The organism is Bdellovibrio sp. BIS2, from assembly GCF_055398295.1.
This window is the reverse complement of record NZ_AP035879.1, coordinates 2,308,082-2,331,736: the sequence shown is the minus strand read 5'-3', so window position 1 is coordinate 2,331,736 and position 23,655 is coordinate 2,308,082. Positions and strand designations below refer to the sequence as shown.

Annotated in this window: 21 protein-coding genes; 12 read left to right on the top strand and 9 right to left on the bottom strand. The window is 50.2% G+C overall.

Annotated features, from left to right (window positions below; genetic code table 11):
• The first annotated feature begins 67 nt into the window (after nucleotides 1-67).
• Nucleotides 68-1,018: a hypothetical protein gene (locus ACZ520_RS11260; RefSeq protein ID WP_232469254.1), complete on the top strand. Its 951-nt coding sequence runs from the start codon at nucleotides 68-70 to the stop codon at nucleotides 1,016-1,018.
• A 196-nt stretch (nucleotides 1,019-1,214) separates the two neighbouring features.
• Here the strand turns inward: ACZ520_RS11260 and ACZ520_RS11255 are convergent, their stop codons facing one another.
• The 3 genes from ACZ520_RS11255 to ACZ520_RS11245 all read right to left on the bottom strand — a co-directional run bounded on the left by ACZ520_RS11255 (nucleotide 1,215) and on the right by ACZ520_RS11245 (nucleotide 3,095).
• Entirely contained in the window at nucleotides 1,215-1,466 is a 252-nt protein-coding gene (locus ACZ520_RS11255; protein WP_015091436.1) for a hypothetical protein, read from the bottom strand.
• Nucleotides 1,450-1,731 (bottom strand): BrnT family toxin, encoded by a 282-nt coding sequence (locus ACZ520_RS11250; RefSeq protein WP_464125552.1) that lies wholly within the window; start codon nucleotides 1,729-1,731, stop codon nucleotides 1,450-1,452. The genes ACZ520_RS11255 and ACZ520_RS11250 overlap by 17 nt, the downstream gene beginning before the upstream one ends.
• Nucleotides 1,732-1,907: 176 nt before the next feature.
• The gene (locus tag ACZ520_RS11245) at nucleotides 1,908-3,095 is read right to left on the bottom strand and encodes an endonuclease/exonuclease/phosphatase family protein (protein WP_464125549.1); all 1,188 of its coding nucleotides are present in this window, start codon (nucleotides 3,093-3,095) and stop codon (nucleotides 1,908-1,910) included.
• A gap of 149 nt (nucleotides 3,096-3,244) precedes the next feature.
• On the opposite strand from ACZ520_RS11245, the gene ACZ520_RS11240 reads away from it, so the two are divergent.
• Complete coding sequence (locus ACZ520_RS11240) at nucleotides 3,245-4,165, top strand: hypothetical protein (protein WP_088564955.1); 921 nt, start codon at nucleotides 3,245-3,247, stop codon at nucleotides 4,163-4,165.
• On the opposite strand, the gene ACZ520_RS11235 is transcribed toward ACZ520_RS11240, so the two are convergent.
• Nucleotides 4,162-4,911, bottom strand: a complete 750-nt coding sequence (locus ACZ520_RS11235) for an RluA family pseudouridine synthase (RefSeq protein ID WP_416480458.1) — start codon at nucleotides 4,909-4,911, stop codon at nucleotides 4,162-4,164. The two genes, ACZ520_RS11240 and ACZ520_RS11235, sit on opposite strands and share 4 nt — an antisense overlap.
• A gap of 235 nt (nucleotides 4,912-5,146) precedes the next feature.
• On the opposite strand from ACZ520_RS11235, the gene ACZ520_RS11230 reads away from it, so the two are divergent.
• Nucleotides 5,147-5,785 carry a DedA family protein gene (locus ACZ520_RS11230; protein WP_088564957.1) on the top strand — a complete coding sequence of 213 codons (639 nt, stop codon included), beginning with the start codon at nucleotides 5,147-5,149 and terminating at the stop codon, nucleotides 5,783-5,785.
• Nucleotides 5,786-5,839: 54 nt separating this feature from the next.
• Here ACZ520_RS11230 and ACZ520_RS11225 read toward each other — a convergent pair whose 3' ends face one another.
• Nucleotides 5,840-6,898, bottom strand: a complete 1,059-nt coding sequence (locus tag ACZ520_RS11225; protein ID WP_416480459.1) for a hypothetical protein — start codon at nucleotides 6,896-6,898, stop codon at nucleotides 5,840-5,842.
• 80 nt (nucleotides 6,899-6,978) lie between these two features.
• Between ACZ520_RS11225 and ACZ520_RS11220 the strand changes: the two genes are divergently transcribed.
• The 3 genes from ACZ520_RS11220 to ACZ520_RS11210 are packed head-to-tail and all read left to right on the top strand — an operon-like array spanning nucleotide 6,979 to nucleotide 8,822.
• The gene (locus ACZ520_RS11220) at nucleotides 6,979-7,803 is read left to right on the top strand and encodes a TatD family hydrolase (protein ID WP_088564959.1); all 825 of its coding nucleotides are present in this window, start codon (nucleotides 6,979-6,981) and stop codon (nucleotides 7,801-7,803) included.
• Nucleotides 7,804-7,821: 18 nt separating this feature from the next.
• Nucleotides 7,822-8,676 carry a tRNA threonylcarbamoyladenosine dehydratase gene (locus ACZ520_RS11215; protein ID WP_088564960.1) on the top strand — a complete coding sequence of 285 codons (855 nt, stop codon included), beginning with the start codon at nucleotides 7,822-7,824 and terminating at the stop codon, nucleotides 8,674-8,676.
• On the top strand, nucleotides 8,673-8,822 hold the full coding sequence (locus ACZ520_RS11210) for a hypothetical protein (protein ID WP_198298056.1): 150 nt from the start codon (nucleotides 8,673-8,675) through the stop codon (nucleotides 8,820-8,822). Before ACZ520_RS11215 ends, ACZ520_RS11210 begins: the two co-directional genes overlap by 4 nt.
• Nucleotides 8,823-8,834: 12 nt before the next feature.
• On the opposite strand, the gene ACZ520_RS11205 is transcribed toward ACZ520_RS11210, so the two are convergent.
• Together ACZ520_RS11205 and ACZ520_RS11200 are read right to left on the bottom strand one after the other, a co-directional pair.
• Complete coding sequence (locus tag ACZ520_RS11205; RefSeq protein ID WP_464125543.1) at nucleotides 8,835-9,608, bottom strand: hypothetical protein; 774 nt, start codon at nucleotides 9,606-9,608, stop codon at nucleotides 8,835-8,837.
• A 132-nt stretch (nucleotides 9,609-9,740) separates the two neighbouring features.
• Nucleotides 9,741-10,577 carry a hypothetical protein gene (locus ACZ520_RS11200; RefSeq protein ID WP_464125541.1) on the bottom strand — a complete coding sequence of 279 codons (837 nt, stop codon included), beginning with the start codon at nucleotides 10,575-10,577 and terminating at the stop codon, nucleotides 9,741-9,743.
• A gap of 141 nt (nucleotides 10,578-10,718) precedes the next feature.
• Here ACZ520_RS11200 and ACZ520_RS11195 point away from each other — a divergent pair, with 141 nt between their 5' ends.
• Both ACZ520_RS11195 and ACZ520_RS11190 read left to right on the top strand, forming a co-directional pair.
• On the top strand, nucleotides 10,719-11,771 hold the full coding sequence (locus ACZ520_RS11195) for a class I SAM-dependent methyltransferase (RefSeq protein ID WP_232469256.1): 1,053 nt from the start codon (nucleotides 10,719-10,721) through the stop codon (nucleotides 11,769-11,771).
• Nucleotides 11,772-11,914: 143 nt separating this feature from the next.
• The gene (locus ACZ520_RS11190) at nucleotides 11,915-12,886 is read left to right on the top strand and encodes a deoxyhypusine synthase family protein (RefSeq protein WP_088564963.1); all 972 of its coding nucleotides are present in this window, start codon (nucleotides 11,915-11,917) and stop codon (nucleotides 12,884-12,886) included.
• Between the two features lie 62 nt (nucleotides 12,887-12,948).
• Here the strand turns inward: ACZ520_RS11190 and ACZ520_RS11185 are convergent, their stop codons facing one another.
• A complete protein-coding gene (locus ACZ520_RS11185) occupies nucleotides 12,949-13,512 on the bottom strand; it encodes a hypothetical protein (protein WP_088564964.1) in 564 nt (187 codons plus the stop codon).
• Nucleotides 13,513-13,648: 136 nt separating this feature from the next.
• On the opposite strand from ACZ520_RS11185, the gene ACZ520_RS11180 reads away from it, so the two are divergent.
• A complete protein-coding gene (locus ACZ520_RS11180) occupies nucleotides 13,649-14,440 on the top strand; it encodes an MOSC domain-containing protein (RefSeq protein WP_088564965.1) in 792 nt (263 codons plus the stop codon).
• Between the two features lie 5 nt (nucleotides 14,441-14,445).
• On the opposite strand, the gene ACZ520_RS11175 is transcribed toward ACZ520_RS11180, so the two are convergent.
• On the bottom strand, nucleotides 14,446-16,992 hold the full coding sequence (locus ACZ520_RS11175; RefSeq protein ID WP_464125536.1) for an NHL repeat-containing protein: 2,547 nt from the start codon (nucleotides 16,990-16,992) through the stop codon (nucleotides 14,446-14,448).
• Nucleotides 16,993-17,247: 255 nt separating this feature from the next.
• On the opposite strand from ACZ520_RS11175, the gene ACZ520_RS11170 reads away from it, so the two are divergent.
• The 3 genes from ACZ520_RS11170 (at nucleotide 17,248) to ACZ520_RS11160 (ending at nucleotide 23,651) form a co-directional block, all read left to right on the top strand.
• Nucleotides 17,248-19,335 carry an AarF/ABC1/UbiB kinase family protein gene (locus ACZ520_RS11170; RefSeq protein WP_464125533.1) on the top strand — a complete coding sequence of 696 codons (2,088 nt, stop codon included), beginning with the start codon at nucleotides 17,248-17,250 and terminating at the stop codon, nucleotides 19,333-19,335.
• 109 nt (nucleotides 19,336-19,444) lie between these two features.
• Entirely contained in the window at nucleotides 19,445-20,809 is a 1,365-nt protein-coding gene (locus ACZ520_RS11165) for an MFS transporter (RefSeq protein WP_088566811.1), read from the top strand.
• 61 nt (nucleotides 20,810-20,870) lie between these two features.
• Nucleotides 20,871-23,651: a hypothetical protein gene (locus ACZ520_RS11160; RefSeq protein ID WP_464125530.1), complete on the top strand. Its 2,781-nt coding sequence runs from the start codon at nucleotides 20,871-20,873 to the stop codon at nucleotides 23,649-23,651.
• Nucleotides 23,652-23,655 lie beyond the last annotated feature (4 nt).

Sequence of the window (23,655 nt, the reverse complement as noted above, 5' to 3'; positions counted from 1 at the left end):
TAGAATTATTGAAGGAATCGACGGACCCACTGGCGGAAAACGTCCTTTCCGGCTACATTCCTTTTCCATGAAAACAGCCAAACTACTTTCAGTCCTATTTATTTCATCTGCACTTTTGACGACAGCTTGTACGCCGAAAGACGAAGCGGTTACCACCGATGCCGTTCGTAAAAAGATCATCGCGCAGAACGAGCGCAAGAACAAAAAGAACACTAAGCCTGGTCAACAGGGCTTCAAGTTCCAGTTCGGCTCTTTCTCCAGCACGACGCTTATCGTAGGCAAGCAACTGGAAGGTTTGGAAGTACTTCGTTACGCTCTGGATTCTCAGGACGTTAACAAGTCTGTTTATAAAGCGGAAGTGACCAAGCGTGATGACGGTGGCGACACAGTGAAACTGGTGGCTGATAAAGTTGTCACTGCCTACACAACATCCAAAGGTGAATTTGCGAACACTTTGACTAAAACATGGGAAGTCGATGTGACTTATGTTGATGGCCAGGTGGCGACGGTGAAGGCTGTTTCTAAAAAATCCCGTAACTCTTTGGATCAGAAGAATCTGGAAAAGACCTTCGTGAACATGAACGAAGACGAAGCGGTTGTTGAGGCGCTGAACGAAAACGGCGTTTTGAAAGTCAGCATCACGGCTAAAGGTGTTATCAATGGCCGTCTGAAAAATGCAGCGACTCGTGAACAGTATGAGTTCTCTGAAAAACTGGAAGTTTCTTTGGAAGAACTTCTGGCGGGTAAAGTAGCTGTGAAAAATGCTGACGCGAAACTTGATTATATCAAAGAAGGCGGCAAGCCTTGGACCTCGTCTATGAAAGCTGGCAAAATGTCTGTTGAGCTTCAGGGGCTTTGCAACGTCGCGATCTTTGATACGGTGATGAAGGGTAAAAATCCTAAGAACATGATCTCCACCGCTGAAGGAATTGAAGTGACTCAGTCCAGCTTCAAGTCCACTTACGGTGCTTGTGGCTCCCGCCCGACGATCGATCTTTCCCTGATGCTGATCTACTAATCGAGCGCGGTTGGTGAAAAAGGCCCATCTCCTTCGTTGGAGGTCGGCCTTCTCGCTTCGACGTGCCTGGGGCACGCCTGCGCTGCGAGGGACGCCCTCCGCCTCGGATCTGGACCTTTTTGACCAACCGCTTGGTTGGGTGGTTGGGTTCTGAAAATAAAAAAAGCCGCGATCTTTGATCTGCGGCTTTTTTGTTTTAAGAGACGTCTTTGATCATCTTGAGGATTTCAGCGCCTTTTTTGTCCAGGAGTTCTCCTGTGATGTAGCGATGCAGGATGCTTCCCATGAGGGTTTGGTAGGGTATTCCCAGTCGATCTGCTTCGGTTTTAAGATCAACCAGATCGTTGGTGTTGATGCGCATGCTGATAAGTGTCTTGCCTACCTCGTCTTTGGAGACAGTACGGCTTTTCTTTTGTTTCAGATTTTTAAGATCATATTCTTTCTTCATAAAATCTTCTTTCCTTGTCGGTGGCCCTGCGGGACGAGATAAGACGAATTGTATTGCCATGTACGCGCTCACAAAAGGATGTCATCAGCAGGCGTCCTTTTAATGAGTACCCAAGCTTTAAAAAGCGATCCTCGGATTGGCTGTGAGGCTCGTCATAGAACTCCAGTGAATGGCTGTCTGACCAGCAGGTCTTCGCTTGGTCAAACCAGATGCCGTGCTTTTTGTGGTTAATCCTCTCTTTGGACGAGTTCCTCTCGAATTCCAAAGCGACCTCCTTAGTGTAATACAATGTATATACTTTTTCAATAAGGAGATTTTGCAAGAAGTGAGGGAAGTGCGAGGAAGAACAGATTCGATTTGGGGAGCAGAATGGTGCGTGATTTGGCAAAAAAAAAGCCGCGATCTTTGATCTGCGGCTTTTTTATTTTGAGCTTCTGAAGACTACTTCTTTTTGGTCTTTTTAGCGTCTTTGGCGGGCTTTTCGGCTTTCGCCGGAGCATCTGCCTTCACTGGGGTTTTCGCCTCACTACGCTGTTTTAAACGAACATACAGAGGGAAGTGATCGGCCACGCCGATTTGGCGGTCATAGTCCCAGCGCAGTGGGTACTTGCCCTTTTTCAAATGAACTTCATCGTAGCGGATCACGTCGATTGTGCCTGGCTCCATTTTATAGCTGCCAGAACCTTTTTCCAGAAGCGCTTTGGAATAGATGTGCGCATCCAGGAAAGACCAGCTCTTACGATAGTTGTGAGTGCCTGGGCATTCTTTGCAGCCAACAAAGTGAGACACGTCACCCACCGGGCTGAAGGTGTCACGGAAGATGTGCTCTTTGCTTTCTTCCTCGTGGGTGATGTTCAAGTCACCGCCGGCAATAACCATGGTGTCCGGACCCTTGTCTTTGATCAATTTAGCCACGAACTCCGCAGCCTGTTGACGCCAGTAAGTCGGGTTCGCCTGGGACGGGAAGTGGGCTGTCAGGAATGTGATAGGATCGCCATTAGGCGCCTTCAGGGTCACTTCCAGGACGCCACGGGAGGCTTCCATCCATTTTTTGTCTTCGTCGTTTTTAGGCTTCCAAGGGATTGGGTGCAGAACCGGCTTTCCAACCACTGGCAGGCGGGACATCAAGCCCACGTCGATACCGCGTTTGTCCGGGCCCTCGATCAGAACCACGGTGCTGTAGCCGGCTTTTTGCAGGTATTTTTTGTTCCAGATATTAAGAACATTTTCGTTCTCTACTTCGATCAGCATCAGAACGTCCGGACCATTGCCGTCTACGCCCAGAACCACCTTGGAAAGGTTTTGCAGCTTTTTATCGAGTTGTTCCTCGCTCCAGTCGGTGGAAAGGCACTCGCCCACGCGGTAAGCACTGTCGTTGGTGTCTTTGCAGGCTTGGGCAATTTTTGCGTCTTTCTGCTTCACCGCCAACGGCAGGTAAGTATAGTCGTTGCGGTTTTCATCGTGGGTCGTGTCGAACAGGTTTTCGACGTTGAAAGACATCACGGAAACCTCGTCAGCGGCCTTCGGTGGAAGGCTAAACTCGGCCTTTTTGAAGGTGACGGCACAGCCAACTAACAGGGACAGAAGAAGAGCAAGGGTCAGGTTCTTAAGTTGCAGTAAATTTTTCATGTCCTCAGTTGTAAGGGATGGGGACAGGGGACTCAAGTTGAAAGAGTTTTAGGAATTTATTGAGACTCATACTGTCTAAATATTCGCTATTGTGTAACGTGGCGCACTATGGCATATTTCCAGCGAATTTGATCCCTTAAGGAGCTTCCATGTTTAAAAAGGCCCTGGCACTTTCTCTTGTTTTCTCCTGTCTTGCCCCTTTCGCTCAAGCTCAAGAGCGTGAAGAAAGCATGGTGATGTCCGTAGGTGATTCCCTGCGCAGAAACTGGAACTTCACGCTGTTCAACGTGGTTTCCCAGGCCAACATGAAGCCAGGCAAGAAACAGACGGACGGCCGCTCCCAGGATTCCTACACTTACATCAGCATGAACTACAAAGTGAATGCGGATGAAAAGTTCTCTTTGCGTGTTCCTTTCATCTTCAATACGGCCGGTCAGAATGAATACGGTGATCAGGTTCAATCGGAAACCCAACTGTCTGACGTGCACGCGGTTTATTCCATGTACGACCTGGGTTATATCGGTGATGTGGATCTTTCCGGTAATGCCAAAGTATATCTTCCAACAAGCAAGTTCTCTCAAGACTCCGGTCTGATCGCAAAGTTCCGCGCAGAGCTTTATCTGGAATATTCCATCGGACGATTCTCTTCCATCTCTTACGGTATCAAACCTGATTACTACTGGCAGAGCCGCACGGCGAGCTTCAACTATGACATGCCTCAGTTTGATGACGGGAACTATGTTTCCGATCCTCGTCAGGCCAACAAACAGGCTTCCCTGGAGCACTTCCTTGAAGTGGTTGCTGATATCAACAAGTACTTCTCCTTCAAACCACGCATCGGTATTGAAGAAGACTGGTACCACTCTTCCACAATCGAAGGCATCGAGCCACGTCACGTGACCAAAGCGTTCTATCAAATCAGCCTTGGTATTCGTCCGGTTCGTGGTGTGAACTTCCTGGTGGGTGCGACGAATACAACGGTTCTTAATTCTTACCGCGGTAAAGACATCGCTTTCGGTCAGCCAGAGAACACCCAGTACTTCGTAATGACCAACGCTTTCTTGTTCTAGATTTTAAATTCGTGATTTTCACCTGTGAGCGGGTTTGTAAACGCCAGCTCACAGGCTTCAAGTTCGATTCTTTCCTCTTCCCAGACTTTCAACGCTCCATAAGCCACATCACCCACAATCGGATGACCTTCTGCTGAAAGCTGCGCGCGAATCTGATGCGTGCGACCGGTGTGAAGTTTGATGCGCGCTTCGCCCAGGCCGTTTTCCAGCTTTGAAAACTCAAGAATCTCAAGAAGGCATTCCTGCCACTTGGGCTGCTGTTCTTTGCTGACCACTTTCGGGGCGCGCGGGGACGGCTCCATATAATGCTGCAGCAATCCGGTGGAAAGACCTTGGCCTTGCACGCGGGCGCGATAGATCTTTTGCATCTCGCGTGCGATCAGCAGTTTGTTGAACTCGGTCTGAAATTCGGGTGTCTTGGCATAGACGATCAATCCTCGTGTGGGCACATCCAGACGGTGAGTCACATAGACGGGTTGATTTATAGTCTGCTGCAGATACGACTGTAGATTCTCATGCAGATTATCAACGCTGGCGTGAACGGGAAGGCCCGAAATTTTGTTGGCCACCACAAAGTGTTCGTTTTCAAAGACGATACGCGATCTCCAGTGTCCGTCGTTGGCGGTGAATCGACGGGGTTTAGTATGGACCCTGATGTAATCGCCGACGGAAACCGAGGAATTTTCTGTCGTGCGCTGATGATTGTGGTAAATGGCACCCAGATGCAGAAGAAACTCGATTTGCATGCGATCAAGTTCCAGATTGCCTAATAATACATCACAAAGCCCTCCAGCCTGGGGGCTTAATATATGTCTAACTCCGTATTCAAATCCTCTGGCACTCTGCATACTTCAATCTTCTGTTAGAAACACTCATAGCACGGTGTAGCAAGGGTGTTCAAGTGAGACAGTTTCATCCATAGTAAGGTCCTCAAGGAGAGATTGCAGTTTGGAGTTTGCTAACGAGCCAATATTTCAATGGATGTCTCAGTTTGCGTATCAGCCGGGGATGGTTTACGCCGGTTTGATCGCGATGATGGCATTATCTGCCGTTGGTTTTCCGCTGCCGGAAGAAGTCACTCTTATTAGTGTGGGTATCTTGGCCTTTATGGGCGCCCACCCAGCGCATTTCCCGCCCCCGTACGAGGGCGCCCCTGTCGTCAACGTTCATACCGCTGCCATCATAGCCTTTACGGCCGTCGTGGCCAGTGACACCCTGATCTATGTGATAGGACGGGTGTTTGGACGAAAGCTTCTTTACCATCCCAGAGTTCACAAGTTCTTCCCCGAGCACATGATGAAACGTGTGGAAGAGTGGACACACAAGTACGGCGCTTATGCCTGCGGTATCTTCCGTTTCACTCCAGGTTTGCGTTTCCCAGGTCACTTGGCTTGCGGAATGCTGAGATACCCAGTCTGGAAGTTCCTGGTGATCGACGGTATCGCCGCTCTGATCAGCGTGCCGACGCAGATTTACCTGTTGGCGCATTACGGGGAGCCGATCCTGAAGTACCTGCGTCAGTTCAAGCTGGTTCTGTTTGGAATCATCGGATTGTTGGTTGTTTATTTTGTAGCCAAGAAAATTCATCAACGCTGGTCGGCCCGCGCAGCCAGTCGCTAAAAAGAAAAGCCCAGCTCGAAGCTGGGCTTTTTAGTTTTAAATCAAACAAACAGATTATGCGGCGTTGCTGCCGAAAACCGCTTCCGGTGTCACTTCACAGCACAGGTGCAGGCTGACTGGTTTAGAGTGGAATTTCGGCTCCACATCCTTCCAGAAGATTTTCTCATAACCGCTTTGCAGGGCAAAGATCTCTTCACGGATTTTGAACAGCAAACCAGCAGGGGAACCCAGCAGCCAGTCCATCTGAACCAGATAAAAGGCCTCTTCCAGCTCCATCGGGCTCAAAGATTCGATGAAGTTTTTCGGCAGGTTGTCCACCAGGTGGCAGGCGTTGTGGGAATACTTATGGAAGGCTTTTTCCATAGGATTCACCAGCAGTTTTTCCACGCGGCTGTCAGGAGTTTTCGGACCCGCAAACGGTTGAGAGAACTTTTTGAAGTTCCAGTACAACAAAGCATCATTCACCACATATTCGGCGCGCGGCAGATAATCGGTGATAGCGTCCACTTTAACACCTTCATGGGACGGGTCTTCAACATGAGCGTTGTGATCCACAGCCACCAGGCTTCTGAGGTTGTACAGGAATGAATAAAGGTACTGAAGCTTGTCGATAAACGGTTTAGAGAAGTTCAGACCGAAGTTGTACATCAACGGCTGACCCATTTTGTTTTCAAACCAACTGAAGCTGTCCAGAAGCGGCCACAAAGCCGTCAGATCCACACCCCACGGTTTCAACGCCGTTTCAAAGTGTTCGTTGAAGTGAGATTCAAATTCGGCACACAGATCCGGATTCACAACCGCGATGTGGGACTGCAGTGCACGCACGCGTGGCAAAGAGCGTTCATAAAGTTCGGTGTGGGGATCCAATGCCTTCCAGGCTTCGCTCGCAAAATTATAATCCAGGTGAGGAGTTGCCACCGGGCTTTTAATGTAATGATTCAGTTTGACCAGAGACAATCCTACCAAGGCGTCAGACATGTACTTGAACGGCTCAGAGGCTTTGAATTTGTCGTAAGCGGAAGGTTGATTCCAGAATTGAACCTTGACGGGTTTCCAAGTGGAACCCTTTTCCATGGTGACATCAAAACCCAAACGCAAGCTTTTATGCTTCATACATACTCCTACATGTCTGTTGTTATCGGTTGAACTGCGGCCTTGTTCGAGTCCGGGTTTTCAGGATATAACCTAGACCTATGGTTGGATTTGGCTATTGGATCGATGCTCACGGACATCTTGCGGACCTGCGATGGCAGGGGCAGGTGGACACTATTATCGATGAGGCCCGCTCAAAGGGCATCGCCTTCTTCATGCAAGGGGGCGTGGACCCTGAAGATTGGCAGCGTCAGCGCGAAATCAAAGCGCGCTACCCCAGTCATATCGGTCTTTGTTTTGGCCTGCACCCGTACTGGGTGGCGGCCCACGATGACGATGAATGTGAGCAGGCTCTGGATCTGCTGGCGCAGGCACTGCCTGAAGCCGATGGTTTGGGGGAGCTGGGTTTGGATTTTCGCCCGCATATCATGAAAGATTCAATGGAACGCCAGATTGGCGTATTTGAGCAACAGTTGGAACTGGGGCATATCACGGGGAAGCCTCTGGTGCTGCATCTGGTGCAGGCCCACGAGGAAAGTCTTAAGATCATGGACGTGTGGGGGCTGCCAAAGCAAAAAGGCATGGTACACTCGTTCAACGGCAGTGCTTATAAGGCGCAGGATTTCCTGCAAAGGGGCCTTATGCTGTCCATTGGAGGCCCGGTGTGTCGCCCGGACAATCAGAAGCTGCATCAGGCGGTGCGTGAAATTCCCCTGGAACAGCTTTTAATTGAAAGTGACAGCCCGGATCAGGGGCCTCCTGCCTATAAAGGCCGCTTAAATCCCCCAGAAAGCATCTGGGAGGTGGCAAGAACTATAGGGGAGCTAAAATCACTTGATCCTCTGGAAATATTAGATATCACTACTGCAAACTTTCGGAGACTGGGCATAGGCCCACAGAGCGCAGGGCCTGCGGCCCGTAGCTGAAGTAGCTTGGAGAAATTAATGGAAACCACACAATCACCTAATTTGCCTCAACCTCAGGAAACCGAGTACGTTTTGCACCGCCGTTTCGATCGTATGGGTCGTTTGGTGGGTGACGAGGTGATGAAACGCCTTTTCAACACCCATGTGATGGTGATTGGTTTGGGCGGCGTGGGCTCTTGGGCTGCGGAATCCCTGGCTCGCTCCGGTGTGGGCAAGCTGACGGTCATTGATTTCGATGAAATCTGCATCACCAACGCCAACCGCCAGTTGCATGCTTTGCAGGGCCTTGTGGGGAAAAAGAAAGCCGAAGTGATGGGCGAGCGTCTGCGCAAAATCAATCCGCAGAACACGGTCACTGTGATCCCGGAATTCTACAACGCTGAAAACTCTGAAATGATGTTGTCCCATAAGCCGGACTATATCGTGGACGCCATCGACAACCTGACAGCGAAAACCCACTTGCTGGCGACCTGCCGCGAGCGTGGTATCAAAGTCATCACTTCTGGTGGTTCCGCGGCGAAGATGGATCCGCTTCGTATCAAAAAAGCGGATCTGGCTGACACATATGTTGATCCCATGGCGGCGCAAGTACGCAAAATGTTGCGCCAGAAATATGATTTCCCGGAAAAGAATTTCGGTATTCCTTGCATCTTCTCGGATGAAACTCCGATTCAACCGGTGGAATTGAAATACGACAACGGCCAGGGTTTCAAATGTGTATGCCCTAAAGGTCAAAACGATCTGCACAATTGTGACAGCCGTAACGTGATCTGGGGAACTGCAAGTTATGTGACGGGGGCTTTTGGTTTGGCCATGGCTTCTCACATTGTAAATGAAATCCACGCTCAAGTTTGGGCCGAGGCAAAAGCATGATCGTTCTTGCCTGGTTCATCCTGATAACTCTTATTATTCTGTTCAGCTTTGGTTTTTTGGGTGCGACGTTCTGGCACTGGTACAAAGAAGGTAAAGCCAAAAGAAAAGCGGCCGCTGCAACCGCCGCCGCTTCCGTTCAAAATTAATTCTCAAAACTGTTAAATACCGACACCGGCCGGATTTGGTATCGAGATGTTGATACTGGATTTGTCCCCGGAAGAATCAAATGGCGTCACCTTCACGGTGTCGCCATTTTGCCATGTGTACGAACCGGGAAGCTCTATCGCATCTATCATACTTTCCTGGGCCCCAAGGCTTAAAAGAGCGGAGCCAGATCGATAGATTTCCACGCGATATTGATATTGTGCTTTCTGCGTCAGCCCGATGTGCGAGATGACTTGGGAAAATCCTCCGGTGCTGATAGTGCCGCCAACATACAAAAATAGAAAACTTTTGCCATTTTGACTGCTGATGCTGGAGCCCGCGCCGGCAGGAGGAATCGTCGTCGGAGAATATGTGAAGCGAATGTCGACGGAAACATTGGAGGTCCCTCGGGTGCCCGCGGTGATCGGTTGCATGGAGTCACTGGAGCTGTAACCCGCGAGGTTGCTCATGTCGAGGTCGATGGACCAGATGCCGGTCTCGGGACAGAACACGGATGATTTTTGCGCGATTCCGTAGGATCCCAGAATGACGATCAGATTGCCGGGCTTGCATACACCTGTGACTACGGCTGTGGTCGTGTTTTCATCATAGATTCCAAACAAGGGTGTGTTGTTGGCTTTGAATACGGCCGTGAATCCGCTTTGCGACGAGCCCAGGTTGGCTTCACTTTCAATGTTGGCAATGGCTGGAGTCAGATGCGCTTGCAGCACGCAGCCAGTGGAAAACAGCGCAGTCGTAAGACAGAGCAGAACGTACCGAAAGTTCATAAGGCCTCCGCTCTAATTTGTCGGAGTAAACGCGAGGCCTTGTTAGCAGAATCCGTAGGATCTCCATGTATTCCGTTCCCGCCACGGACGGGAACGGCCCAGCTTGATACAATCTGTTTTGGGGATGTGGCCTTACGGTCTGTATCGTTCGCAGGCAGATACGATATCCAGGTCGCTGATGTTTTCACAGCGGCCATTGACCTCAATTCCCCAGGCAGAGGGCAGGCCTCTCAGGAGTTCGCAATTGGTGGAGTAGTCCACCGCAGCCACCATATTCCCAGAGCAGGAATCAGAATTGAAGATTTTTACAGCGCCCGGTGTGCTGGCGCCTTTGAAGGCGGCGCAGGCTTTGGCTGGTGCGGTGTCGCTGATGTTCTGGCACTTGCCATCGATTTTGACAGCCCAGGCGCTGGAGCCCGTGCTATCAAAGTTCTCGCATCGGGAAGGGGCGCTGATAGCGGCGATCGCATTGCCGGAACACGAGTCCGAGGTGAAGATCGTGACGGCGCGGGGATCGGCTCCACCCTTAAAGGATTCGCACGCTTTTACGGTGGAAATGTCCGGGATGTTCAGGCACTGCCCCTTGATGCGAACAGCCCAGGTGTCGCCAGCAGAAGAGAATCTTTCGCAGCTGGAAGCCGCACTGACGGTGCCAATCAGGCTGCCCGAGCAGGAGTCGGAGCGGAACAGTTCCACGGATCCGTAAGACGGCGGCGGAGGAGAAGATCCGCCACCACCCAGGGCCTGACGCAGAAGTTCTTCAGCGGAAGTCAGGCGGTCACTCACATAGCGCAGTCGTTCCTTCTGATCTGGGCTGGAGACTTGGCCCATGACCAAGCGGGTTTGCTCTTTGGCAACAGTGATTTCTTCCAGGCTGCGGCTGACTTTAGAATCATCAGCGGCCAGAGAGATGGAACAACACAATGACATCAACAGACTGACAGTGGCGGTTTTAAAAAGCACAGGCATCTCCTTTATGGTGACAGCATTTACAGGCAAGAAAGACCTTACAACCTTTGTGCCAGACCAAAGTGACACCGGGGATCAGGCCCGGCGGAATCTTGTGTTTTTCCAAACTCCGGCGGTAAAATAGGGATGGAGGCCTTGTCTATGAAGATCAAGATTCCTTATCAGGACAAAATCACTCTTGGGTATTCCTTGGCGCGCTCTGCGGGCTTCGCAGCCCAGCAGTGGACGCTGCCGTTCTTTGAATTTGTGACGACGGGTGCCCGGAAGTCCCACAAAGCCATGGATCCCCACAAACTGCGCCTGGCTTACAAAGAGCTTTTTCGGCTGCTAAAGAAAGACAGCGAAAACATCGCCCAGGGAATTTATCCGGTAGAGGTTTTGAAGCCTGAAACCGTCACCCGCCATTTCATGCGTTATCCGCGCATCATTTATGATGGCTATTCCATTGCCAAGCGCCGCAAGGACAAGTCGGCCCACGATTTTGATGCGGAAGCCGAAAACTTCATGAAGGACCTTCCGGAGTATTATCAGCGAAACTTCCATTTTCAGACCGGGGGTTATCTGACCCGGGAATCGGCAGAGCTTTATGAACATCAGGTTGAAATTCTTTTCTCGGGCTCGGCTGATGCCATGAGACGCCTGATCATTCCTTTGGCCAAGCAGGTTCATCCCGGCGATGGGGCTGGCCTGCATTTTCTGGAAGTCGGGGCTGGCACCGGACGACTGACCCGGTTTATGAAGCTGGCGTATCCGAAGGCCAAGATCACCGTTCTGGATTTAAGTTATCCTTACTTGAAAAAGGCACAAGACAACTTGCACGAATTTGACCGCCTGGATTTTGTGCAAGGGGCGGCAGAGGATCTGCCGTTTTCTGATGCCAAGTTTGATTTTGTCTATTCCTGCTTCCTGTTTCATGAACTGCCTCACGAAATCCGCCGGCAGGTGATCCGCGAGGGTTACCGGGTGCTGAAGGGCGGGGGGTGTTACGGTCTTGTGGATTCTTTGCAAGCTGAAGATACTCACGATTTTGAATGGGCGCTGGAGCAGTTTCCCGTGGATTTCCACGAGCCGTTCTACAAGAATTACACCCAGAATCCGATGGAAGGGCTGCTATTGGCGGCCGGTTTTGAGGGGCTGCATAAGGATCAGGGATTTTTTGCCAAAGCACTGTTGGCGCGTAAACCCTCAGAGTAGTGTCGTTTTTTTCAATTGGGGTTTTCAGAACCTGGGGGTGAGTTAACACTCCAGAAGGACTGACTTTTTTAGACTTGTGTTTTCCTTTGTTTCTGGTAGTTTCCTTGCCACTTGATAAAAGCTAGAAACTTTCAGGAGAAATCATGGGTCCTATTACTCAGTTTATCGATCATCACTACCGTCACTTCAACGCTGCTGCATTGAAAGATGCTGCTAAAGGCTACAAACTTCACATGGACAACGGTGGCCAGATGCTAGTGACTTTGGCAGGTGCCATGTCTACAGCAGAACTGGGTCTTTCTTTGGCTGAAATGATCCGCCAGGGTAAAGTTCATGCGATTTCCTGCACAGGTGCGAACCTTGAAGAAGACGTATTCAACCTGGTAGCGCACAATCACTACGAGCGCATTCCGAACTACCGTGACTTGACTCCGGCTGACGAACAAAAGCTTCTGGAAAGACACTTGAACCGTGTAACTGACACCTGCATTCCTGAGGAAGAAGCCATCCGTCGTATCGAGAACGTGGTTCTTGAATACTGGCAGGACGCTGATAAAAAAGGCGAGTCTTACTTCCCGCACGAATTCATGTACAAAATCCTTCTTTCCGGCAAATTGGAACAGTACTACCAGATCGATCCAAAAAATTCCTGGTTGTTGGCTGCGGCTGAAAAGAACCTTCCAATGGTTGTTCCAGGCTGGGAAGACTCCACTTTGGGTAACATCTTCACTGGTCACATCATCAAAGGTGACATCAAAAAATCCACCACTGTTAAAGGTGGTATCGAGTACATGAAAACCTGGGCAGAGTGGTACATGGGCGCTTCCAAAAGAGCTCCTGTGGGCTTCTTCCAAATCGGCGGTGGTATCGCTGGTGACTTCCCAATTTGCGTTGTTCCGATGCTTGAACAGGACTTGGGCCACGAAGACATTCCTTTGTGGAGCTACTTCGCTCAGATCTCTGATTCCACAACTTCTTACGGTTCGTACTCTGGTGCGATCCCGAACGAGAAAATCACTTGGGGTAAATTGTCTCCAACAACTCCTAGCTACATCGTTGAATCCGATGCAACTATCGTTGCACCTCTGATCTTCGCTTACGTTCTAGGAAAATAGTCGTTAAAGATTAGATATTAGAAATTGGAAAAAGGGCACCGGAGACGGGGCCCTTTTTCTTTTTAGCGAACGAATTCAATTTCCAGGCGGCCGCGGCTGCCGATCAGATTCGGGCTTTCGATGTCCAGAATCAGAGTGCGCACGTCCAGGGTGTCTGAATATCTTTGGCCGAAGTGGCGGTCGTATTCGTAGTGACCCAGATCAAATTCCAGAGTTTCGCCGGATCTCATTTTATAGATATATCCCAGGTCCACGCGCTCTTCGCTTTGAGCGATGACTCGTGGGTTGTTTTCAAAACGGACTTCACCTTCCACGCAGCGGATGATGATTTTGCGGTATGAACCCCAGACATCCAGGCTGTGGCGGCTGGCGCCGAATTTGTCGGCTTTCACCGTGCGAACTTCATTCGGGATTCGCGGGGTTGGTTTGATCGGCGTTTTGGCAAGGTGTTCGTCGGTCAATGCGATCAGCTCGTCGCTGATTTGCAGAATTTCTTCCGTGCTTTGTGCTTGTGCCATGCGGGCTCTGAGTTCGGCGATACGCTGCTCAAGGTTGTCCTGGCTTTGAGCAAAAGCGGTAGATTGAAGAAACAGTCCAAAGATCAGTGTGAAAATGGTGGTTTTCATGTTTTTTGCCCCTCCCAAGTGGCGAAGGGACGCATTGCAATCGCAGGGCCAACGTTTGAGGTGGCAGTTTGGCTCCAAGCCTGGTGGCGGGTAGTCATGGCTTGCAATAAGGACGGCAAAAGGAAAGCATATTGCCATGAAGATTGAACAGCTTTGCATCTATCCCCTGAAGTCCGCGCGTGCGCAAAAGATCAACCAGATGACCATGACCCATGAAGGTCCGGTCGGGGATCGTCAGTGGATGCTGATTGATGAAAACGGCAAATTCATTTCTCAGCGAACTCTGCCAAAGCTTGCCACAGTGGAAGTGTTTTATGAAGACACGGCCTTGACTGTTGGTTTTCAGAAAATGTTCTTTAAAATCTCCACCAATAATTCATTCAAACGTCAGGTGAAGGTTCAGGTTTGGAATGACACCTTTGATGCGGCTTTGGAGCCCGACCTGTATTCCCAGGCGCTGTCCCAGTATCTGGGGGTGAACTGCCGCCTGGTGCGCTATGCGCCCTATTCCCAGCGCCGTGTGCTTTCCACAGACAAAACGTGGAAGCCGGAAGTGCGTTTTGCAGACGGACGCCCAGTGCAACTGATCAACACGAAAAGTCTGGAAGAGCTGAACTCGCGACTGGCAGAACCAGTCGGCGTGGACCGCTTCCGCGGTAACATCATCTATTCCGGACAAGTGCCATTTGAAGAAGACAAATGGAAAAAGATCCGCGTGGGTGAAGTGGTCTTTTCCCAACCCAAGCGCTGTTCCCGCTGTACGATCACCACCATTGATCAGGCCACGGGTGTGGCCATGGGTCCTGACCCGCTGAAGACTTTGGCGGGCTATCGTCGCGAGGGAAGCTCTGTTTTTTTCGGCACACTGTGGATCCCGGAAAACACCGGGGTGATCAAGCTGGGTGACGCTTTGGAAGTGCTTGAATAGTCGCTTTAGAACAGTTCTCCGGACATGTTCAGACGATAGGCCGTGCCGTCGAATATTTTGAAAGAGTTATCGTTAGAGTCCCAAAGAACGTCGTCAAGACTGCGGTACTGACTCATGGGGAAGTTCAGGGTTTGGACGCTGTTGTTACCAAAGCTTTGGTTTTCGGAACCGTCACCTTTCCATGATTTCATGACGAGGTTCTGACTGTAATCAAGACCGAAAACATAAAGGTTTCCCTGGGAGTCAATGCTTAAGGCATCTCCACCCCAGATATTTGTATCGATCCAGAAGTCCGTGGTGGTGCTGATATATCCATTTCCAGAACCGAATGAAGTATCCAGCGTTCCATCGGGTTTATAACAATTGATGAAGATCATTCCATCCCACGATGGCATTTCATAGCCGTCAAAGACTGTATAAAGCCGGCCGTCAGGCGCAAACTCAAGGCCCATAGTGGCGTGATCAGAGTCGGTGTCCATGCGCAGTTCCACATAGCCGTCTCCACTGAAGCTGGAATCGACATAGCCATCCTCAGCAATCATCAGCAGGAACTGGGCTGCATTCATGGAGCCATCATAGGAAAGACCTGCTATCACCGTGCGGCCATCGGCCGCCTGCTTCATCGTAATCAGATCATAAACATCGCCCGGAGGGATTGTGATCACATTCAAACCTGTGCCTCCGAATCCCAAGTCCCGCGTCCCATCCGCCAGAATTTTTGCAGTGATAATGTTGTCACCGTTGTTGAGGATTCCCACGGACTCGCCATTGTCGTGAAATGCACAGAACCAGGGATAGGCATTGCTGCCGTTATTAATTGTTTCAGTGTAAATTCCATTGACCCCGAAACTTAAGTCCCGGCTGCCATCGGGATGGAACTTTGCGACTGAAAACTTTGTTCCCGTGGACTCGCCACACACCATGATACTGCCGTCGGCCAAGTGTTTCAGGGTGAGTATTTTTTCATAATCGTTCTCAAAAACATCACGAATATAGCCGTCGTCACCAAATTGAGTCTGAATGACGCCGGATTTGTCTGTCTTCACAATGAAGACTTTTGCGGATCGGGCCTCGAATCTTCCGGCATACAAAAAGGTGTTGTTGTCCAATTTGTATTGCATATCGGGCTGGCCATTGTCGGTGGCGGCGGCAAAGATGGATTCGTGTTTTCCCGCGCTGGCAAAGCCAGGATCCGGACTCATCGCCGTATTAAACTTTCTGATCAAGGCTGAATAGTAAAGCGGTTCTAGAGTGGTGCCCTGGCCCGCGGCGACGATGTCGCCATTCGCTACAAAACGCAGCAGGCGAAAGCTGTCGCTGCCGTTATAGGTGATCGTGCCACCCGTACCATGAGAGGCATCCAGCGTCCCGTTATAGTTGTACTGGGAAAGAAGAACTTTGCTGAACGTTCTTAAATTATCATAGGGAAAGGACAGTCTTTGGGTTTCGGTATAGGCGATCTGAATGTCGTTGTTTGAACTTCCGTCAAGAACACCTCTGACATCAAGCACGCCATAACTTAATGTGGCGTGAGTGAACATCAGTGTTCCGGTGGAATTGAAGCCGGTGTCAGGGGTTCCGTTGAGGTTGCAGACAACAATCAATCCCTGGTCTCGTTGATTTGATCCGCCCGCCGTGGCCGTGTTGCCGAAAATAACAAGGCGATCATTGTTTAATTTTTTTAAGCCGATCCAGCGAACCGTGTCGACAGCCGCCGTTGACGGGTAGGCGGTCGTAAAGCCGCCATCTTCAACACCGCTGATATTGAACTTTCGCAGTTTCACTCGGTCTGCGGTTGGCACGTGGTTCAGCAGATAGATTTCGCTGTCCGAAACATATAATATATCCTGCGGGTTTTCAGCACCGGCCGCGTTCGAGAAGACCTGAATGCCTCCCGTGCCGTGGTTGGTATCAAGAGTTCCGTCAGTGTTTATCAGAAAAGTCGTGGCTTTGTATTGGGTGTCCATGCGATAGGAAGCAACCAGAATCTTTCCAGAGTCCGTGATCGCCATCTTCCTGCCATAAACGGCGTTACCAGTTTCTGTGCGATTGTATACGCCCTCGCTTCCAAAACTTGTATCGATGTGTCCTGTTGTTGAAAGCTTCAGAACGTTGAATCCATTTTGAGTAGGATTTGAAAATAGGATGAATGTGCCCTCATCTGAAGTTTTCATGTCGACGATGCCGGAAAGCGTGCTGCTGGGAAGGTCAACATAGCCATCTTGCCCGTAGGTCAGATCCAGCGAACCGTCTGTATTTAATCGAAAAAGAAGGGGCTTGGTATAGTCGTAGAAATTTGAATGATAAATTTGTCCAACAATGGTTTTACCGTCTGATTGAGTGTTCAGCAGGCGGGGATTCATGTTCACTTTGTTGGACCCGTTGATTTTCAGAATACCAGACACCCCAAATTCATGCAGTGCGACCGAGGGCGCAGATTCTGTTTTCATCGTCAGATTCAGAATGTCGGCTTCCAAAGTGCAACCCGTGAAGGCCACAGCAAAGTACAAGTGACCCACGATGGAAAGGGCTCTTTGAGTAAGAAATCTCATAAAACGCGCAGAATTACTCATATATTATTGATCGGTTTAAAAGGATGCAATCTCAAGGAGGCGGAGGCCTTCTTAAAGCGAATAGGCCTTTCATTGCAGCTACTTAATAGGTGAGTCTCGGAGTTGCACGCGCCGGAACTGACACTTCTGGCGCGCTGACAATTCCTTAACCATACCAGATCCCATAAAAGCACAAGCCCGGCGGGTCCAAACTGTGCAGCTAGATACCTGAATTATTTAATTTAAGGGTGTATCATGTTGAGACAGTTGCGGTTCTTGATATTATTCATACTAATCCTCGGTCGCTTTGCCTGGGCGGTGACGCCAGAAAAAGTGGGCCTTCATCTTTCTTTCGAAGAAAGACTGGCGCTGACCTATGCCCTGATGGCGCAGGGTGAAACCGCTGAAAATAAAGAGCAAATTCTTGAAAGAGCCAAAAATTATTTCTCGGCTGTTTATCAAGCTGAAGTCGAGACTGTCAAAGTCCGCAACTTTGATGAGTTTTTAAAACTTCACAAAGGTGAGTGGCCGAACACTCACAGCGTGGCTTTGGATCTGGAAATGATCGAAGCCCGTGGGGCGAAAGCCATGCGCACATACACTTCCGACAGCGCGCGCGTTCAGAAGCAGATTGAAAACTATTTGGAATGGCAGCAGCAAAAACTGAAAGACATGGTTCCGCAGGATCAGCTTGAGCAAAAGATTCCTATGGAAGCCCTTGCGGCTCAGGTGATGGCTTTGGCGCAAAACCCGGACGGTCAGAAGCTGGCTGAAGGCTGGGTCCTGGCTGAAAGTGATGCTCTGTTAACTGAAAAGATGAAGGAACTGGATCGTGTGGGCGAAAAGATCGCGGAATCCAAGCTGGGTCAACAGCAGGATGCGACGATGAAGATCTTCCTGCAGACCATGTTCAGTGAATACTTCCGTCGTTTAAGCCCGGCTTCGAAAAAACTGATTGTGTCTTCTTACCTGGGCAGTGATCTGAATATGCCGGAGATGAAAAAGTTTGAACTGATGGTTCAAAATAGTGGACCCCAACTGCAAAAGTTGCTTCAAGTGGTGGCTCGGCAGGCGGACTTGGGACCTGATATGGTTGAGGTCTTCCGGGGTCTTGAGAATTCTGTGCGCCCGGTGCCTTGGTCGCAAGTGGAAAAACTTTTGAGCTCTGAAAATGGCAACTATAAGTTCACTTATTTTGAAAGAAAAGCACTGGGTGTGGGAACGATGGCTCAGGTTCACCGCGCGAAAGTCGTCATCGATGGCGAGCGCCGTGATGTGGTTGTGCGTTTCATCAAACCGGGCATTGCCGACAGAGTTGAAGAAGACAAACGCATTCTGATGGATGTGGCTGAAATTCTGGATTCAAACCCCGAGTTCCGTAAAACCGGGGCTCCGAAACTGACTCCGGTGGTTCAGGATATTACGGACACCGTTTTGGCAGAACTCAGTCAGGAAGACACGATTGCCCGTCAGAAGCTGGCGGCGACTCGCTATGAAAAAATGGCTTTCATGAATACGCCGGATTATAAGAACGACATCCAGTTCCATGTGCCGAAGATCTACGACGGCAAAAAAGGCTCCAAATTCATGGTGCAGGAGCTTGTTATCGGGAAAAAACTGGATAAAGAAGTGGCCCTGTACAAAGAGATTGCTCCGGAAATGAAACGCGTGATCATTGAGCAAATGGCCCGCGTCTGGGCCCAGGAAGTGATGTTTGGTGGCGGGTTCTACCATTCCGATCTGCACCAGGGGAACTTCATGATCCAGGTCACCGAGCCAAAAATTATTGTGAACATTCTGGATTATGGAATGGGTGGGGTGATCACTCGTGACATGCAGACCCAAGTCATGTTGTTGGGGGCAGGTACGGAGCTGTTGAATTCTGAAATCATGGCGCGGGCCTTCTGGAATATCGCTGACAAACAAAAAAGCACGATCACTCAAAGTCGTCTGCAGTTTATGATCGAGGCAAAAATGCATAATATCCGTCACGGATATGAGCAGCCTTTGACGATGGAAATGTGGACGGCCTGGGTTATGGATCTGGGACTTCGTCTGCCTTATGAGTTTGTCAGTTTGAATCGCGGTATCGTGATCGTGAATAAGCTGCTGGCCGATGCCGGCAGTAAAATGTCCATCAGCTCATTGATGAAAAGTATGGCCGTTAAAAACCCGGCCCGCGTTTACAAGGCTTTGGCGATTGAGGGTAAGATCTCTCACAAAGAATTGGTGAAGCTTGGGTGGATTGAAATGAAAGACATGCTGGGCTTGTCTCCGAAGGTCCTTCCTGCAAAAGTGGCGACTCCGGCAGCGGTTGTTCGTTGTGAAATGGTGTTCAACTAGGGACTGCGCAGCGACAGTCCCTTAATTAATACTTTGAAATCGTCATTGAATTTGTTTGTTGTTGCTCCTGGCTCCTGATCAAAATGAGGAAAATCAGGAGGGAACGTTCATGGCCATATCTACTGTCAAAGATGCGGGCAAAGCCGTCTTGGATAAAAGCAAAATTTGGAAAGTCATCGGGGCCTCCAGCGCCGGAACCCTGATTGAGTGGTATGACTTTTACATCTTTGGCAGTCTTGCCACTATTATCTCCGCTCAATTTTTCCCTAAAGGTCATGAAACTGTGGCATTGCTTAGTACGCTGGCCACTTTCGCCACTGGCTTTATTGTTCGTCCATTCGGCGCGCTCGTGTTTGGCCGCGTGGGCGATGTGGTGGGGCGTAAGTATGCCTTCATGGTCACCCTGCTGATCATGGGCCTTGCGACCACCGCCATTGGTTTATTGCCAGGGTATGAAACGATTGGGATTCTTGCGCCGATCCTGCTTTTGGTACTGCGTCTGTTGCAAGGTCTGGCTCTTGGAGGAGAATACGGAGGTGCCGCCACCTACGTTGCCGAACACAGTCCGGATGGCAAGCGCGGATTTTATACGTCGTTCATTCAAACCACGGCCACTTTGGGGCTCTTTGTTTCATTGGGCGTGATTCTGGTAACCCGTTTGACGATGGGTGAAGACGCCTTTAAGGACTGGGGCTGGCGGATTCCGTTTCTGCTGTCGGTGGTTCTGGTATTGGTGTCCTATCTGATCCGACGAAAGATGCAGGAATCACCGGTCTTTATTCAGATGAAGGCCGAGGGGAAGTCCTCGAAAAGTCCGCTGCGTGACAGTTTCCTGCATCCTGAAAATCGCCGCCTGGTGATTCTGGCATTGTTGGGTGCGACGGCTGGGCAGGGGGTGGTGTGGTACACCGGGCAGTTCTATGCACTTTACTATTTGCAGACGGTTTTAAAGGTGGACTTTGTGGTGGCCAATCAGATCATCGCGGTGGCATTGCTGTTTGCAACTCCCTTCTTTGTGGTGTTCGGTGGCCTTTCTGACAAGATCGGACGCAAGAATATTATGATGGCGGGGTGTTTGATCGCGGCCCTCACTTACTATCCGATCTATCAGGCGATGGAATATTATTCTGGATGGAATCCTGCAGAGCCTTTGGCGACGGCGGTGAATCCCAATGTCGTGATGCTGACCTTGTTGGTGTTCATTCAAGTGATCTATGTGACGATGGTGTACGGGCCGATTGCCGCCTTTCTGGTCGAGCTATTCCCGACACAAATTCGCTATACTTCGATGTCTCTTCCATATCATATCGGGAACGGCGTGTTCGGGGGACTTGTTCCGTTCATCGGCACGGCGATTGTAGCGGCCACTGGGAACCACTTTGCCGGCTTGATATATCCTATCGCAATCGCCTTGATGACATTTGGTATTGGGATGATCTTTATCAAAGAAGACCGGAACGTTCGTTGGCATTAACTGGACGCAGTTTCTCAATTTGATACTCAGGTCGCTTTCCACAATCTCCGATAAGATAAACATGCACGTTGGTAGGTGGGAAGTGGCCGAAATTCAAAAGAAAATCAAAGCAGCAGCAAGTCTGGTGCTTTTTTCTATTTTGGTTTTGGGTTGTACCGAGCGCACCCTTGAAATGGACTTTTTAAATAAGGCCATCAACGGCAAAGGCGAATTCACCATCGACAATCTGACCGGAACGGGTTCTTTCGAACTGGGGTCCTCGGCTGACGGTGTGGATTTCAGTATTACTTGTGACCGATCCATTGAAAAGATCGAAGCTGAAAACCCACAAACCAAGATTTGGCGTGATGTCACGGAACTTGCTACAGATGCTCAGGTGGACTGTGCCGACACGGGGAAAGCCACCTTCAAATTGCCGTTGGAGCATATCTTCCCTTATGCAGCCCCCACAGTTGCCGGGAATGTTGGTCACGACTTCCAGATCCGCTGGTATGTGAAAAATCTTGAAGGGGAAACGTTTGTTTTCAACAAAACCCTTTCATTGGTGATTTTTGCTCCGAATGTCAGTTTGACCGCGGAAAGTATCAACACCCTGAAGTTAGGTCATCAAAGCTACGAAATCAACGGCACCTGCCAAATCGAAGGTGGGGTGGTGAATCTGACCGGTCCCTTTGATGGAGGACCTCAAAGTGCCAATTGTTCGGGCGGCGTCTTTTCAGCGGCAGTGACCTTGAAAAGCAACTTGGGTGATGGCGTAACCAGTATTTCAGTCAATCACATGGCCACCGGCGCTTACCGGGTTTTTGGTTTTGAGCAGAAAGAAGTTTTGGTTGATTTGACGGCTCCTGAGGTGGTGATCACATCGCCAACCGGCAATACAAAATTCACCCAGTCCTCGGTCAACGCTGATGGAACGATTACTGTTCGCGGCACTTGTTCTGAAGATTTAATTCCCGTAAAAGTGAACATTGGTGCTGTTGTTCGTGAAGTGACCTGTTCGGCCGTACGCACTTTTGTTGCCGACGTGGCCGTCAGTAATGGCATGCCAGCAGTCCACGCTATGCAGACGGATGCGGCTGGTAATGCTGGGGATGCTGTTGGTGTAAATATCATTGTGGATCTTGAGGGGCCTGGGGCCTTTACGATCACCGGGGTTCGCACGATGGCCGGTGCAGACGTGACGGCAGATGGATTCCTTCGTGACAAAGGACCGGTGATTGATTTCACGATGCCGTCGGACCTTGATCATGTCGAAGCTTTTATCAAAGACAGTGCGGGCGCCACGACGATTTGTCAGGCCAGTATTGCCGCCTCTGCGGTGGATCTTTCTTCTTGTGTGCTGGCTCAAGGCACCGTCTATTCCATTTATATTCTAGCCGTCGACGTAAATGGCAATAAAACTGCGGCTTCGAATAATGGCTTTATATTCACAACGCAGTTCCCGGTTCCGCAAATCACGCGGGTTTATGCTGCCGTCCCGGGGGCGCATTTCGGGAATGGTACAACTGTCAGTATTCGCGTCGAGTATGACCGTGAATTGAAGGTGGTTGGTGGAGTCATGCCCAGCATGGTTCTAAATGCCGGCGTCCTTGTGACAGCGGCGTCGCTGCAGGCGGACCTGCGAACACTGCAGTTCAACTATGTGGTGTTCGCGGGGAACTATGCATTCCCTCTGGGAGTTACTTCCACGTCCTTCAGTGGCTGTGCGGGCTGTCTGGTGGACAAGGCCAATGATGTTGTTCAGGCATCAATGGTATTGCCCGCGGATGCTGGAGCAAACGGGCTTCAAGCATCCAATGTAAAAGTAGATGCGATGGCGCCAAATAGCCCACCGTCGTTTAATCTGGGAGCGGTTTTGCCTCTGTACACAGAAGCACCCATTGTGAATTTCACATTACCTTCAGATCCAGATGTGTTGACAGCGGAGCTTCGTCTGCAGCAGCAGTCCAATGGCGCCATCCTTCGTGACTGGACTGAGGTTGCTAGTCCGGTCAAATTCTCTTCTCTGTCGACGACTCTGCAGCCGGGTTTGACTTATTCTCTGAGCCTGCGCCTGAAAGACCCGATGGGGAATTATAGCAGCACTTTGACAAATAACTTTGTCGCGTTTTCGTGTCCTGCGGAATTTATCTATGTCCATAATGCGAGCATCGTCGCCAATCCGTTCTGTATAGGTCAGTATGAAGCCAAGAACGATGGCTCGCCACGCCCGCGCTTTATCGCGGATTTTGTGCCCGAAAGTTTAAGCAATATGGGGGCGGTGTCGCGATGTACTTCTTTGGGGGCAGGTTATGATCTGGTCACCAATAGCGAATGGCGGGCTGTGGCGGACCTCATTGCGAAACAGGCCGGAAACTGGGCCAGCGGTGTATATGGGTCAGGTCTTTTGCATCGCGGGAACAATCAATCTGGTTCTCCAGTGTCTGCCACGGGCGGGGACGTTTGTGCGCCGAATTCGGCTCTTTGTACCAGCAATGCTTTAAGAAGAACACACTCCCTGCCGTATGGTCAGACCATCTGGGACTTTGCCGGCAATGCCACGGAGGCAATCAAAGACACCAATGGTGTTATTTACAATCCGGCCTATGTGTATCCGGCGCAGAACACCGGTGATGCTTTGAATCTGGCATTTGGTACAACGGCCGTGACCTGCAGTGGAGGGGGCGGACCTGAGTACTGTGGTTTTGGTAAAATCGACTTCAGTAATTCAGCCGTGACAGGTGTTTGGCGCGGAGGCGGAACTGGAGATGGCAATTCCGCCGGGGTCTTTAGTGCCAAACGCGCTGCTGATGTGACATCGGTCCTGACCAACAGTGGATATCGCTGCGTTTATCATCCGTAATTGA